This window comes from Pseudoalteromonas luteoviolacea H33-S (assembly GCF_001625695.1).
Classification (GTDB): domain Bacteria; phylum Pseudomonadota; class Gammaproteobacteria; order Enterobacterales; family Alteromonadaceae; genus Pseudoalteromonas; species Pseudoalteromonas luteoviolacea_B.
This window is the reverse complement of sequence record NZ_AUXY01000063.1, coordinates 1-14,359: the sequence shown is the minus strand read 5'-3', so window position 1 is coordinate 14,359 and position 14,359 is coordinate 1. Positions and strand designations below refer to the sequence as shown.

The 14,359-nt window shown below is 43.5% G+C and carries 11 protein-coding genes; 6 read left to right on the top strand and 5 right to left on the bottom strand.

Annotation, left to right across the window (positions count from 1 at the left end):
• Positions 1 to 19: 19 nt before the first annotated feature.
• The 3 genes from N477_RS08720 to N477_RS08710 all read right to left on the bottom strand — a co-directional run bounded on the left by N477_RS08720 (position 20) and on the right by N477_RS08710 (position 3,889).
• Positions 20 to 1,711, bottom strand: a complete 1,692-nt coding sequence (locus N477_RS08720) for a methyl-accepting chemotaxis protein (RefSeq protein WP_081216302.1) — start codon at positions 1,709 to 1,711, stop codon at positions 20 to 22.
• A gap of 40 nt (positions 1,712 to 1,751) precedes the next feature.
• Positions 1,752 to 2,168: a BLUF domain-containing protein gene (locus N477_RS08715; protein ID WP_063359958.1), complete on the bottom strand. Its 417-nt coding sequence runs from the start codon at positions 2,166 to 2,168 to the stop codon at positions 1,752 to 1,754.
• A gap of 77 nt (positions 2,169 to 2,245) precedes the next feature.
• A complete protein-coding gene (locus N477_RS08710) occupies positions 2,246 to 3,889 on the bottom strand; it encodes a methyl-accepting chemotaxis protein (protein WP_063359957.1) in 1,644 nt (547 codons plus the stop codon).
• Positions 3,890 to 4,109: 220 nt separating this feature from the next.
• Between N477_RS08710 and N477_RS08705 the strand changes: the two genes are divergently transcribed.
• Both N477_RS08705 and N477_RS08700 read left to right on the top strand, forming a co-directional pair.
• Positions 4,110 to 6,230, top strand: a complete 2,121-nt coding sequence (locus tag N477_RS08705; protein WP_063359956.1) for a TonB-dependent receptor plug domain-containing protein — start codon at positions 4,110 to 4,112, stop codon at positions 6,228 to 6,230.
• Positions 6,220 to 6,717, top strand: a complete 498-nt coding sequence (locus N477_RS08700; protein ID WP_063359955.1) for a TlpA family protein disulfide reductase — start codon at positions 6,220 to 6,222, stop codon at positions 6,715 to 6,717. Before N477_RS08705 ends, N477_RS08700 begins: the two co-directional genes overlap by 11 nt.
• A gap of 5 nt (positions 6,718 to 6,722) precedes the next feature.
• Here the strand turns inward: N477_RS08700 and N477_RS25985 are convergent, their stop codons facing one another.
• Complete coding sequence (locus N477_RS25985) at positions 6,723 to 6,893, bottom strand: hypothetical protein (protein ID WP_155401336.1); 171 nt, start codon at positions 6,891 to 6,893, stop codon at positions 6,723 to 6,725.
• Between the two features lie 455 nt (positions 6,894 to 7,348).
• On the opposite strand from N477_RS25985, the gene N477_RS08695 reads away from it, so the two are divergent.
• From N477_RS08695 to N477_RS08685, 3 genes are all read left to right on the top strand, one after another.
• The gene (locus N477_RS08695; protein WP_063359954.1) at positions 7,349 to 8,881 is read left to right on the top strand and encodes a PAS domain-containing hybrid sensor histidine kinase/response regulator; all 1,533 of its coding nucleotides are present in this window, start codon (positions 7,349 to 7,351) and stop codon (positions 8,879 to 8,881) included.
• Positions 8,882 to 8,892: 11 nt separating this feature from the next.
• Entirely contained in the window at positions 8,893 to 9,678 is a 786-nt protein-coding gene (locus tag N477_RS08690; RefSeq protein WP_155731849.1) for a substrate-binding periplasmic protein, read from the top strand.
• 125 nt (positions 9,679 to 9,803) lie between these two features.
• On the top strand, positions 9,804 to 10,676 hold the full coding sequence (locus N477_RS08685; RefSeq protein ID WP_063359952.1) for a DUF417 family protein: 873 nt from the start codon (positions 9,804 to 9,806) through the stop codon (positions 10,674 to 10,676).
• Here N477_RS08685 and N477_RS08680 read toward each other — a convergent pair.
• Positions 10,639 to 12,249 carry a CHASE domain-containing protein gene (locus N477_RS08680; protein ID WP_063359951.1) on the bottom strand — a complete coding sequence of 537 codons (1,611 nt, stop codon included), beginning with the start codon at positions 12,247 to 12,249 and terminating at the stop codon, positions 10,639 to 10,641. The two genes, N477_RS08685 and N477_RS08680, sit on opposite strands and share 38 nt — an antisense overlap.
• Before the next feature lie 224 nt (positions 12,250 to 12,473).
• On the opposite strand from N477_RS08680, the gene N477_RS08675 reads away from it, so the two are divergent.
• Positions 12,474 to 13,889: a DEAD/DEAH box helicase gene (locus N477_RS08675; RefSeq protein ID WP_063359950.1), complete on the top strand. Its 1,416-nt coding sequence runs from the start codon at positions 12,474 to 12,476 to the stop codon at positions 13,887 to 13,889.
• The last annotated feature ends 470 nt before the right edge of the window (positions 13,890 to 14,359 follow it).

Here is a 14,359-nt window from a genome sequence, read left to right as displayed (position 1 = left end):
CGATAAATAGGCTAAGGTATTAGGTCACAAAACGGTTAAAGTTAGTGTGTAAATCAATAATGCGTTTGGCAATATTATGATTAGCATCGGCCGTTTCACTTGCCCCTTGCGCTGTTTCTTTTGCCAAATCATTAATATTATTAATGTTTTTATCTATATCAACTGCAACCATAGATTGCTCTTCTGTGGCCGTCGCAATTTGTGTATTTAAGTCATTAATTTGTTCAATCGACTCTGATGCCTCATCGAGCATTTGTTGCGTTTTTTCACTTTTTTCATAGCAGTTATGGGCACTTGCTTTGCCCTTTTCCATACTGCTCACCACTTTGTTTGCTTCTGTTTTTAAGCGATCTAATAAATCTTGAATATCTGCCGTTGATGACTGGGTGCGCGTCGCAAGCGTGCGTACTTCATCCGCGACGACGGCAAAGCCACGGCCACTGTCACCCGCCCTTGCCGCTTCAATAGCCGCATTGAGTGCTAACAAATTCGTTTGCTCAGAGATACTTTGAATAGCTTCCAGTACTGAGCTGATATTATTGGTCTCTTCCACCAGCTCGCCTATTTCATCCGATGCCAGGTTAAGCTCTGATACTAGGTTCTCAATAATTTGATTGGTTTGCGTTGCGATGCTTTTTCCTGAGTTCACTTTTTCGCGCACCTTGGCAGTGGCTTCAGCCGCATGCGCTGTACTTTTTGACATATCCTGCGTGGTGGTCGTCATTTCATACACTGCAGACGCGACCATCTCCGTTTGATTTTTCTGCTCCGTCACGCTTTGCTCTGTTTGGCGCATCACATTCATAGCCAGCTCAGAGGAGCTGCCCAAGCTTTTTACGACTTCATTGGTACTTTGAATGGTTGCACGCAGTCCAGAGACAAATTTATTGAATTCCTTGGCCATAATGCCCGTTTCATCTTTCGCGGACTCATCCAGCATCACGGTTAAATCGCCATCGCCACCGGCTATCGATTTTAGCCTGACAATCAGTGCTTCAATCGGCTGCGTGATAGAACGGCCAATAAATATCGCGACGATAATAGCAATCACCACAGCGACAATCGCAGTCACGGAGATAAGCTTAATCGCTAAAATCTCATCATGCTCTGCTTGATGCGTTGCTTTTTGGGTAAATTCTTGAACATCAGCAAGGAGGGCTATTAACTCGTCTTTTAATTGATCTTCTTCCTGCTCAATCAGCTTCACCTGCGGCATCAACTCAATGAGTGGTTTTTGCGATAATTGCCCCAAAAGCGCATTTATATCAAGGCTGACCTTTGCATAATGCTTGCTTATCACATCCAGTTCTTGATGCACCTGCTTAAACTTTTTAGCCGCTTCTTGAGAGTGCGCGAGTGTGATTGCTTCAGTTGCAAAAGCCCGAGTCTCTTTTATTTCTTTACCTACTTTATCCACGGATGTGATGAGCTTTTGCTCAAGCTGACTTATTTTATTGTCATATTCAGCATGGCCGTTATCCGCCAATGATTTATACAAAAGCATGCGCTCAAGTAAAATGGCCTGCTCTAATTGATGCTCTGTGATTTGCGTAAGAAAGTTATTGAGTGGAATATCCTCTTCCGCAATATCAATTAGCTCGTATCCTATTTTTGCCATTTGCACCAAGGCTATGGTACTGACCAACAGCAGCATCGCCAGCTGAATACCACTCATTAAATAGATACGGTGTGTAATTTTTAGTTGATTCATAATCAACACCTTTTGGTTTAGTTATGCAGTTTCAAGCTTCTCAGCACTGTCTAAAATAGTGTAAAAGCTGAATTGAAAATTCTGGATGATGCTGCAAATACTCAAAGCCATCTGCTTGATTTAAAAACTCTGACATGCCTTCTTGCTCAATGGTGTCACACTTATCAAGACGCTTAAATCCCATTTGCCACTGTGAAAACATGCGTTTTTCAACCGTCTGCTCGTGTAACTTGTTGATCCTTTCATGACGGGGATCTTGGCAAATACATGAATATAATGCCTGCACAGCATCCACCTCACCTTCTAATAATTGGATGAACGTGCCTTTACCGTCGTACAGGAGCAAGCCGGTGATCTCATTGGCTGCATTACGGGCCCGAAAATTCGCCATCATTTTAAGCAATTCGGGCTCACCGAGCCGGTTTTTAGCCTTGCTGATGTATACCAGTTGAAACATATCGTTTGCTTCTCCACACGTATTTTCACGAACAATAATCTAATGAACAACAATGACGCTTTACCAAAGCATGGGTGCTAACGCACTTTAAAAAAGCTAATAGCACTGCGCATACCAGCTGATAGTTCATCTAGTTTTTGTGTTGCATTTCGGTTGGTCTCTGTTACTTCAATGGCATTGTCCGACATGGACGCAATGGAGTTCATCGCTTCAGATACTTCCGAGATAGCCCCCACTTGATCCGCACTGGCTTGCACGACTTCCCTCACTCGCTGAAGAGAATCACTGGCTTGGGCATCGATGCTTTGCAACAACTCAGTGGCCTCTTGGATAAGTGCTTTGCCATTTTCAACTTGAGGCTGAGTTTGCTCCATCGCCTCAACTGAAGCCGAGGTTTCTTTTTGAATTTCACCAATCATGGCCTCGATTTGACCTGTCGCCTCACCGGTGCGCTTAGCAAGCTGCCTTACTTCATCCGCCACCACCGCAAAGCCGCGCCCAGACTCACCCGCTCGCGCCGCTTCTATCGCTGCATTCAATGCCAGCAAGTTGGTCTGCTCTGATATGCCACTAATAACGTTGGCAATTCCACCAATTTGCTCGGTATTGGCTTCTAACTTTTTGATCTGTGCAACTGTGCCATTAACCGTCTCTGCAATACGGACAATTTCTGCGGCGCTGGCAGCAATGGCATCGCGACCTTTGTCTGCAAACTCAACCGTAGACTCAGAGTTTTCCTCGGTTCTGGCTGTCAGTTCACTAACATGATCAATGCTGCTGCGTAAGTGATCCAATCGCACCACAGTCTGCTGCGTTAAAGAAGCCTGCTGCTGCGCTGCGGCATAAATATCATCGGAGCCAGAAGAAACAACCTTAGCTTGCTCAGCTAAGTCTGCTGATCCACCCACAATCTTGGAAACAATTTCAGTGAGCTGTAATTTCATATCAAATAATTTAGACAACATGCTATTGGGGTAGTCAGTGGACATACTCTGGGTAAGATCCCCTTGTGAAATGGCTGACAAAGCCTTTTCAGCTTGGCGTACTTCACCGCCCAGCGCTTCACGAATACTCTTCGCAATCATCAACCCTATAAATACACTCACCGCAATGGCCAGTATGGTTGCACCGACCATGAACTGACCAAACCCACCGGCGACTGCACGCGCCTCTGGCGTGGCAATTTGGTTTGCTTCTTCTTGATAGTCGATAAATTCATTGATCCGCGCCAGCCAAGTCATAAAAGCAGGTCGTGCTTGCTCAAGCACCACCTCGTCGACGTTTTCACCCGCCCGCTTTTTCTCAATAATCCTTGCCACCAAAGGCCGTGTGGTGACTTTAATATCTTCAATACTTTTTAAAATACGTCTTTCATTATCATTAAACGGCACCCCTTTGGATTTCATTTGTGCCATGCTGTTTTCAGCTTCAATATAAAAGCGCTCCAATTCAGCAATCTCACGTTCAAATTGGCGCAGATCATTGTCAGAGCGGGCGATTGCCACATCTCGAATAGCTATCGCGGTGTCATGCACACTGCCTCTAAAATTAATCGCATATCGCTGTTTTACCGAATTGACATCCGTCATTTGAGCCAAGGTGTCATCTATAAAGTTAACGTCTTTAATGCCTATCCCTGTTAATATGATCATCAAACACAAAATAGCGCCGTACCCGACAGAAAGTCGCTGTCGTATCGTTAATCCCGCTAAAAAGTTCATTTATTCACCTTTTTGTCACTTCCGCTTAGTAAATTTAGGGCCTAATTTAGTCCTGCGCCAATTTCAGCCCTGTAAAAAATTAGCTTTTATATGTTTTTACTAACAAATAGACCCTATCAAGCGCTTTCTGGTTACAAGGATAAAAAATAAATTATTACTTGCGCTCAAGGTACATAAACACTTAACATTAATGATAATCATTATCATGTGAATAGACATCGTGAATTATCTAACACCTTCATTAATAACTAGTCTGCTATTTAGCTCTGCGGGCGTATTCGCAAATACTTCAACTTCAGATAAAACAGCACTTGAGCATATTGAAGTTCAAGGTGTGCAATCTCGGCTGCAAGCACGTGGCATATTAAAAGACAGCATTGCTAGAACAGAACTGATAGATGCCGAGCAATTAAAAAATATGCAGGCTGCCAATTTAACGGAGGCGATAGATAAGGCACTCGGCATTCGAGTCTCCAACGAATGCTCAATGTGTGGCGCAAAACGCATCATGATCAATGGTATGAAGGGGGAGCACACCAATGTATTGATCGATGGCGTGCCCATGCACACCATGTTATCTGGGTTTTATGGTATGGATAGCATCGCGACATCTGGCATTGGCACCATAGAAATTGCACGCGGTGCAGGTGCATCATTGACCGCGCCCGAAGCCATTGGCGGGACGGTTAATTTAGTGTCCCAAAAGCCAACTAAAAATGCCGCTGAGCTAGACATGGCGGTCGGCAATCATGGGTATAGAAAAGTATCCATGGTTGCTATGGGCGTCAGTGAAGATGAGCGCAGCAGCATCAGTGCCATTGCGCAACAAGACAGTCGTGATCAATTTGACGGCGACCACAATGGCGTCAGTGAATCTCCACTTTTAGACAATCAGTCCATTGCCATCACGCTTACCCATGATTTATCACTCGACACGACCATCAAAGCGCGCTATGGACGCAGTGACTCTGAAGTGTTTGGCGGTCCAGTACTTGGCGACACCACCAGCTCGATAGCCGAGACGCTGGCCAGTGTCAATCAAGGAGAAGCTGAGCGTTTGTTCATCGATAACCAAGTCGATGGTCGTTATGTCGGCCACCCTTGGGAAACGGCAGAGTGGGTAGACACACAAAGAGAAGAGTGGTTAGTATCACTGCTACACAGTGTGAATGACAAGCTCACTGTCGATATCAGCTATGCCAATGTTGAGCATATTCAAGACTCTTTCTACGAAAGTATTGATTACTTTGCGAAAGATGACATGCAATTTATCACTGCCAAACTCTATTATGCACTGAATGATCAGCACCTTATCACCCTGGGAGTCGATCACCGTGATGAGCAAATGCGTAGTCACAGCGCAGCACTAGCCAACAACCCACTCTATATGTCTGACAGCTTTGATTACACCGTATCAGGTTTGTATATTCAGGAAACCTATACCCCGTCCATTGATTTTGAGCTGGCCTTAGCAGTACGCTTCGACCGCATCACCGCAGATTTTATCGCCAATCGAGTCACTGATAACGAAATAGATGAAACCTTAGTTTCTCCACGGCTGGACATACGCTGGTTTCACCACGAAAACTGGACATCACGGTTATCTGTAGGTCAAGGCTACCGCGCACCATTGTCTTTTTTCGAAAGCGATCACGGGATATTAGATGCTGAAAAAGGTTACTTAGTCGCTGTGCATGATGTCGAACGATCTGTCGGGTATAACTATTCACTGAACCACAGTGCAGACAAACTCAATGCAACATTGTCATTGGCCTATACGCAAGTCGATAATCTAGCCACCCTGTCTCACAACGAAACTGGTACACCTGTACTAGGCCAATTATCTGAACAGGCTGATGTGTTGGCTTGGGATCTCGCATTGAGCTATCAACTATTGGAGCAACTTCAGCTTGGCGCCAGTATTGAGACTTACAGGTACAATGATGAATTTAAGTCCTCCTTTGGCATAGCACCCACCGAAAAACGCGCCAGTATCAATCTTGAGTTTGTGCAAGCCGCGTGGACCGTTACAGCCAATTACCTATTTGTGCCCAGCCGAGACTTGAATGATTATGGCTATGAGGGTTTCAATGATATGCAGGCACAACAACCTAAAGCCACTGACGTCTCTAGTTATGGATTGCTAGATTTTAAAGTCACCTATGCACTGACAAGTAATATTAAGCTATATGCAGGTATGAATAATGCGCTAGATTACAATCAAGCAGCTGATGACGAGTCTCCACTGTTGTTTGACAACGAGGGGGGATATGACGTCACCTATATTTATGCACCGCTTAGAGGCAGACAAGCATATCTTGGCTTTGACTATGACTTTTAAACCAGTCTCAATACTTTGGCTGTTACTTGCAGCGCCTTGTGGCGCTGCGGCCATGAGCCCTTTTTACCAGTTAAATCTGACCCCAATCACACAAAATGCACCTAGCAGCTTATCAATCTACCAAGGTCAAGTGCTTGCAATCATGCTTGTACAACCTGATTGTAACTGGTGTAAAAAGCAATATAAATTGCTCGCTCAGCTCGTTGAGCAACAGCCAAAAAACTGCCATAAGTTGGCCGTAATGATGATGGCAACAGGGGGCGACAGACACACTCTAAAAAGGGCCATGAAACGCTATCAAAGTCACTTTCCCATCACTACCTTGCCTAATAAATTGGCGCAGTCATTGACCGTAAAAAGCGCTCCACAATTGTTTATTTTAGATAGCGAGGGAGTATTAGTGACCTACCACATTGGCTTTATGCCAGAACATGCTTTACGAAGTGCATTGAATGGGTTAGTGGCAAAAGCGCAATGTAAGGCTTAGCTGGGTTAGTTCGCTTTACCCAGCCAGTTTAAAAAGCCTTTTGCATCGGCGGTGTTTGCAAAGTCGATGTAACTCAGGCCTGATTGATGCTTTACTGCCATACGGCATTTATGCATAGAAATTGATTGGACCGGTAACGTAATCGCCACCTGCTGTCCTTGGTATAAGTAAGACATAATAAAACGCTCATTTTTTAATATTAATATCTCTACGTGCACAATACACAAAGAGATTTATTTACATGATGCCTTATTAAGGTCTGCTGAATAGTGCCCACACTCGGTGGCAACATTTATAACCATGATAATGACATGGTCGTACAATTGATAATTTCAAGACAGACGCATTAAGGCGCTAACTTTAAAACTATGACTGACTGGATCAAGGTAAGACATATTACTGCTTATATTTGTGAGTTTCATAAGCAAGTTGGTCAGCATACTTTAATTGATTAAACTGTACAAGAGAAAAATGAAGTTTATGTGTCATTTTTACACAATTCTCTTTTCAAAGTCGCTTTTCAATAACCCATAACGTCAGAATGCAGAACTTCACTGTACATAAAATCTGCACCCATGTCTGTAATGACTATACTTAACTATGCTACTAGCCTAATTTTGGAGGATACTTTGTGCACAGACTGGAAAAGGAACTGTACGCGAAGCTAAAAGAACACCCAGAGATTTTCGACTTTGTGGTTGAATCGTCTTTGGATGGTCTCTGGTACTGGGATCTAGATAACCCAGAACAAGAATGGATGAGCCCCAAATTATGGCAAACACTTGGTTACGACCCCAATACCAAAAAACACGAGGTCAGCGAGTGGCACAAAATCATCAATCAAGACGACCTCCAACAAGCCCTTGAAAACTTCGAAAAACACAAAGCAGATCCCAGCCATCCTTATGATCAAGTAGTCAGGTATACCCACGCTACTGGCAAAACAATATGGATACGGTGCAAAGGATTAATAATCAGAGAGCCGGATGGCCACCCAACTCGCATGATTGGCTCTCACATCGATATCACTGAATTTAAAGAAAGTGAACGTCGGGCTATTGAGGAACTCGAAGCCCGAGAGCAGTTTTTTGCGCGGATGTCACATGAAATCCGCACCCCCCTTTTTGGCATCTTAGGTATTGCTGGTACTTTGAAAAGCGCTGTGGGCAATGAAAAAATAGCACAAGATATCAGTACCATATTGAGCTGTGGCGAACAGTTGCAGTCTCTTCTCAATGATATACTCACGCTGTCTAAACTAGACGCTGAAAAACTCTCCACCAGCATCGAAAAGGTCTCGCTAGACAATGTATTCAGCCATATTCACGAACTGTACGATGCTGCGGCAAATGAAAAGCAATTAACTCTCAATGTAGAGACACACAACCTCACTCATGTTTATGTTAAAACAGATAAAGTACGACTTACCCAAGTTTTGAGTAACCTAGTCAGCAATGCAATCAAATATACTAAGTCAGGTTCGGTGACCATCAGCGCGGCGATCACAGCGCAAACATGCACAGTCTCTGTCATCGACACGGGTGTTGGCATTAAAGATGTCGATGCGATATTTCAAGCGTATACCCAAGAAGACAACTCTTATGAAGGCATGGTCAGCGGCAGCGGGTTGGGACTGGAGGTTGTCTCTCAACTCTGTGAGTTACTCGATTATCAACTTACCTTTGAATCCCAGCTTGGTGTGGGCACCCAAGTCTCTATCTCAATACCTGTGGAAATCATCAAACAACACAGCGAGCCAGAGCCCATCGCAACCAAGGTACACATTCCCGATATTGACCGTGTTTTGGTGGTTGATGACAACGCACTCAATCTCGTTATCACCAATAAAATGCTCTCGACATTTTGTACCGACATAGAGCAAGCATCTGATGGCTATGAAGCGCTACAAGTTATTAATAACTCGCCGCCTTTTGATCTCATTTTACTCGATATCAATATGCCAAAAATGAATGGCTATGAAGTACTCGCTTTGCTCAAGACGATGTCAATGTCAGAATCTACTCGGATCATCATGCTGTCAGCTGATGCTTACGAAGCCACACAACAAAAATGCCTTGAACTGGGTGCAAATGGGTATTTAACCAAGCCGTTTAATCAGCAAGAGTTAATGGAAGCTCTGGCTACCACAGACTCGAATACATAGTGTCAACGCTTATGACAACGACCAAGTTCTCAGTTTTCACAGTACTATTTTTAAATCTGGTTTTTTTAGTACTGAGTCATTCACTCCATGCGCGCACCCTGACGATTACGATTGGTGAGTATCCGCCCTACTCTGGAAAAAGCTTAGCGCACCAAGGGCTAGTCCCACAAATCCTTCGAAAAGCCTTCGCTAAACAAAATATTCAGGTCAAATTTGTCTTTATGCCATGGGCCCGCAGCTTTAAAGAGTCCGAAAAGATCAACTATGATGCATCTGCATTTTGGTTTTGCACGGATAAGAGGCAACAAGATTATTTTTGTAGTACAGCATTGTATGAAGAGACCGCAGTGTTTTTTTACAATAAAAATAATCCCGTTCCTCCTTGGCGTTCCCTGCCGGAGCTAGATAAATACCGCATCGGCGCAACTCGGGGCTACAGTTATACACAAGAGTTTTGGCAATTGGCAAATACCGGTTTCTTAGATATCAATGTCATGACCCGAGATGAGCAAAACCTCTCAATGCTACTCAAAGGGAGAATTGACCTTTTCCCCATGGGATTACTGCCTGCAACCTATTTGTTAGAACAAAACTACCCAGATAAAAAACATCTGCTCAGTTACCACACTACGCCGCTCATGACAGGGACACTGCACCTGTTATTTCCAAAAGACAAAGACGGGTCAATAGAATTGTTAAAAACCTTTAATGAGGGAATGCAAAAAATCAAAGCGAGCGGTGAATACCAAGCCATATTGACCCAAGCCCAAAGTACTCAAGCTATTCACTCTCCCTAGTATCAATAAGTAAAACTGTATTCGCATTGAAAAATACTACTGAGGATGTGTTTTACTTCACGACAATTGAAATATATATCCACTTGATGCGGTCTTTAAGAATAGTTCATATTCTTGGAGTTCATATGCAACATAAAATGCTTATAAATTTGGTGACCGGTTCATTGGCTTTTAGCTTATTTATTTTCGGGTTATCAATGATGCTAGGCGGCAACGATCGCTATGTGCACGCCATTACACAGCTTTATTTCTTAGACAGCATTTTATCACAGATGCACGCGGCACAATTACTCGGTGGCGTGATTGTGATAATTAGCGCAATGCTTATCTTTCAGCACTCAGTGCTAAAAAAAGCAGCTGGCATCGGATTATTTGTGCTTAGCGCTCTATTTTTACTCTCTTTATTTTCTGAAACCCGCTGGATATCTTCCCTTGGTGGATTTCCTGTTATTGGCTCCGGACAAGGGATCATCAAATATTTCGCGCTATTGCCTATTGCAGCTTATCTATTTTTACGTGATAAATTGACTGATAATCAACATCTCTGGTTCAACTTTTTCCCTGTCGCACTCGTACTTGTGTGGATAGGCAGCATGAAGTTTTTTGAATTTGAAGCTAAAGGAATTGAGGCGCTAGTAAATCACTCGCCATTTATGTCATGGATGTATGACTTGATGTCTCTACAAACGGCATCAAACGTCATTGGCATCTACGACTTATTTATCGCGGGATTACTCGCAATCGCGTTGGCTCATCAAAGCAAGGTATTAGTGAACATTGCCATTCTTGGCTGCGGTGCGGTCTTTATCATGACACAAACTTTCCTATTCACAACTCCGGGAGCACTCAGTGCAACCACGCTGCTAACAGGCACAGGACAGTTTATTATCAAAGACATTTGGTTTATTTGTAACTTATTAATCATCACATGGATAGCACACAACCCAAGTATGCAACATACTAATCAACAATACTCATCGGTACCTGTGGAGAGTTAGGTTTAACCAAATTAACGATATGCGCGCAATTACGGCCATTTTCTTTGGCCGTATACATTGCTCGATCAGCATGATTCAACGCAATTTCGGCACTTTCATGACTACTCGGGCGCATCACTGCACCACCGATACTGACAGACACAAACTTCGACGCATCAGATCCTTCATGTCTTATTTTTAGCCCTTGAACGACCTCTAAGCATTGGTCACAGAGCGAATCTACTCGCTCTGTATCTGGCAAAATAAAGACAAATTCTTCACCACCAATACGTGCAAACACATCACAGGGACGCTTTGCCAGAGCATTCAAGGCTTGCGCAACACTGCGAAGGCATTCATCTCCCATTATGTGCCCATAGCGGTCGTTATATTCTTTAAAATAATCAATATCAACCACCAGCAAACTGATGGGACTCGCAATACGCGCAGCTCGGCGAAACTCCTTTTGCAGCTGTAAGTCGAAAAAACGTCGATTCGAAACCTGTGTTAAGCCATCCACTTGCGTGAGTACCTGCAATTGCGCATTAGCCTTGTCGAGCTCATATGTTTTTGCTCTTACAGCTTGCGCTATGGCCAGTTGCTTACGATATAACAAGCGAACATATAGCACCGTCAGGATCGTCGATAAAAAACCAATAACCAACACGATATAAGGCATTGCTGAAGTGCGACTTGCGATAAATTGAGAAGAGGGCGTTGCGCTTATTTGCCAGTCTCGCCCCCACAATTCAATCCAAACAATAACTGGCGGTATACCCGTCTCTAATGTTCCATCTACATGTAACTCTTGATGCGTTTGTTCAGTCACATCCTTAATTGTAAAAGCAATATCGCCCTCATTTTTACCAAGCTTGGACTGTGCAAGCAAAGCCTGTACTTTAAATACCCCGATAACAAAACCGAGAATGTGCTCTCTTTTTTCAAGCACGGTAACCGGCCTATCAAGATACACCGGCCGCATCGCTAAAAATGCACTGTGTCCTTTGGGGTCTTGAACCAATTTAAGACTTGATGTGGCAAGCGGTAGAGCGAGATCTCTTGAAGCCTGAATAGTGGATTTCCTGTGTGAGTCAGATAATAAATCAAACCCCAGTACAATCTCATTATTGTAAATCGGCTCTACAAACTGAATTGGATAATATTCTGACCGCTCTGTTGCGTACTGCATAGTACCTGAGGGGTGTCGTTCCGTGATTGAAAAGTGAGAGTGGTGTTTTAGACCATCTTCCTCAAACGGCAAACGATTTACATGCTCCACCCTTGGTGCCCACTCCAACGCCTGAATTCCAGGGTGATGCGCGATGAGCTCCGCAGCAACCTTTTTAAATAAAGGCTTAGTTACATTTGGCTGAGTTTCAAACAACACAGCCAAGCTATGTAATGTTGTTAAGCGATTCAGTACATTCTGCCTAAAGGAGTCGACACGCAAAAGGTATTCTTGGTTAAATTCTTGGGTAATTAAACGCTGTTGATCCGCGTATAAGGCATAACCTAAAAATCCAGTTAAGCTAAATCCAAGTAACACCACAAGTCCTTGCAACAGCCCAGCATAATGACGATGTGTTATGTCCACGCTTACCCCCTATCATCCATGTCACTTGCAAGTATAGATAAAGGCATCAAGATCACAGCATTTTTAACGAAAATTAGTCTTTCACCCATGCTTAGCCATATCACAATTCATTCGGCAGATACCCGCTTCTCTGCTATCATCGCTAACTTGCGATGTTACTGTCGCTCAACACAAGATTAAAGCAAAGGCCGAGCTGCACTTTGGCCAAACAGAAGAGAACTTGCATGAATTTTTCCCAACTTGGGCTATCTCAAGTACTGTTAGATACACTTCAGTCTAAAGGGTATCAATCACCGACTCCAATCCAACAGCAAGCAATCCCAGCCGTTCTAACGGGTGAGGATGTCATGGCAGCCGCGCAAACAGGCACAGGTAAAACAGCCGCGTTTACCTTACCTTTAATCGAAAAACTGTTAGCCTCTCAACAGCCTCATGCTAATCAAGCTCGCGTGTTAGTCTTAGCGCCAACACGAGAACTCGCGATTCAGATAGCCGAGAGCGTAGAAACTTATAGCGCAGGTACTAGAATTCGTAGCACGGTTGTATATGGTGGGGTGAAAATAAACCCACAGATGATGCGCTTGAGAAAAGGCGTAGATATCTTAATTGCGACACCGGGTAGGCTACTGGATCTATACCAACAAAATGCGGTGAAATTCACAGAGCTCACGACACTAGTCTTAGACGAAGCGGACCGTATGCTAGATATGGGCTTTATTCATGATTTAAAGAAAATAATCAGCCTGTTACCTAAAAAACGTCAAAACTTACTTTTTTCCGCTACTTTTTCTGACCCAATTCGCGCATTGGCAAAAACACTCTTTGCAGCCCCTGTTGAGATTTCTGTTGCCGCAGAAAACACTGCTGCCAAAACGGTAATTCAAAGCGCATATGCTCTCGATAAATCACAAAAAAACAAGCTATTAAGTCATTTCGTTTTACATAAAAAGTGGCAGCAGGTCTTGGTTTTTTGTCGTACTAAACACGGTGCGAATCGCTTAGTTACTTATCTTGAGAAAAATCATATCAGTGCAGCAGCAATACACGGTAATAAATCCCAAGGCGCAAGGGTAAAAGCATTAACCGGCTTTAAAACAGGTGAAATCAATGTGCTTGTTGCCACCGATATTGTGGCTCGTGGTCTTGATATCAGTGAGCTTCCCTATGTAGTCAATTACGATTTACCTAACACTTATGAAGACTATGTACACAGAATTGGGCGTACCGGTCGTGCAGGTGCAGAGGGTGTAGCTGTGTCATTTGTAACACTTGCAGATGCTGATGACCTGTATGGCATTGAACGCTTTATTGGCGCACTCATCCCTAGAGCAGAAGAACCTGGGTTTACACCTCAAAACCCTGTGCCTGAGAAAGCATTAGATACAAGGCCCATTAAACCCAAAAAACCAAAAAAGCCCAAAAAAAAGCAGCAAAATGACACAGACAGTGCGCAGCAGTTGGCCAAGTCAAAAGATCCTGTAAAGACTAAAAGCTCAGTCAAAAAAAACCGGCCATCGCGCAGACCAAAACCAGCAGCCGACAACTCTACGCACAATACTAAGCAACCTGCCAAGCCAAAACCGCGTAGTCAAAAGCAAAACAGTCGCGCCGACCACAAAGCAAGAACATCACACAAATAATGCCTCGTTTGAAAAGCTGAATTTATCTCGGCTTTTCTCTCCCTGTAGCTATCACCTAAGTTTATATACATTTAGAGATAGCCTTATCTATCAAAAACAAATTGTACGCTAACCTTATAAGAAAAGAAGTAATGTGAAATGACAAATAGAAGCGGTATTAGTAAAAGAATAAAAGCCAGTACCGCTCTCCTTGCGGTCATATGACAACACCAAATTAAAATGAACTTCGCATATGTGGCAACCTTCCTTGAAATTAGCAAATATCCCCAGATTATTCTTTAGTTTAGCTAGTAGGTACTTAGCTTCACCACTTCTCCCGCACGGGAAGGGAAATATACTGCTCTCTTACATGAGCTGGCTTATTCTTCTACTTCTTATTAGCTACAGATTTCCTAGTGGGTTCACCAAAACCCTAGCGACTCATTGCATCCTAGCTAACTCACTTGCATCCTAGCTGACTCACTTGCATC

Excerpts from the sequence above, each read along its gene's own strand:
- N477_RS08720 (WP_081216302.1), bottom strand. The coding sequence starts at position 1,711 with ATGAATCAACTAAAAATTACACACCGTATCTATTTAATGAGTGGTATT.
- N477_RS08715 (WP_063359958.1), bottom strand. The coding sequence starts at position 2,168 with ATGTTTCAACTGGTATACATCAGCAAGGCTAAAAACCGGCTCGGTGAG.
- N477_RS08710 (WP_063359957.1), bottom strand. The coding sequence starts at position 3,889 with ATGAACTTTTTAGCGGGATTAACGATACGACAGCGACTTTCTGTCGGG.
- N477_RS08700 (WP_063359955.1), top strand. The coding sequence starts at position 6,220 with ATGACTTTTAAACCAGTCTCAATACTTTGGCTGTTACTTGCAGCGCCT.
- N477_RS25985 (WP_155401336.1), bottom strand. The coding sequence starts at position 6,893 with ATGTCTTACTTATACCAAGGACAGCAGGTGGCGATTACGTTACCGGTC.
- N477_RS08690 (WP_155731849.1), top strand. The coding sequence starts at position 8,893 with ATGACAACGACCAAGTTCTCAGTTTTCACAGTACTATTTTTAAATCTG.
- N477_RS08685 (WP_063359952.1), top strand. The coding sequence starts at position 9,804 with ATGCAACATAAAATGCTTATAAATTTGGTGACCGGTTCATTGGCTTTT.
- N477_RS08675 (WP_063359950.1), top strand. The coding sequence starts at position 12,474 with ATGAATTTTTCCCAACTTGGGCTATCTCAAGTACTGTTAGATACACTT.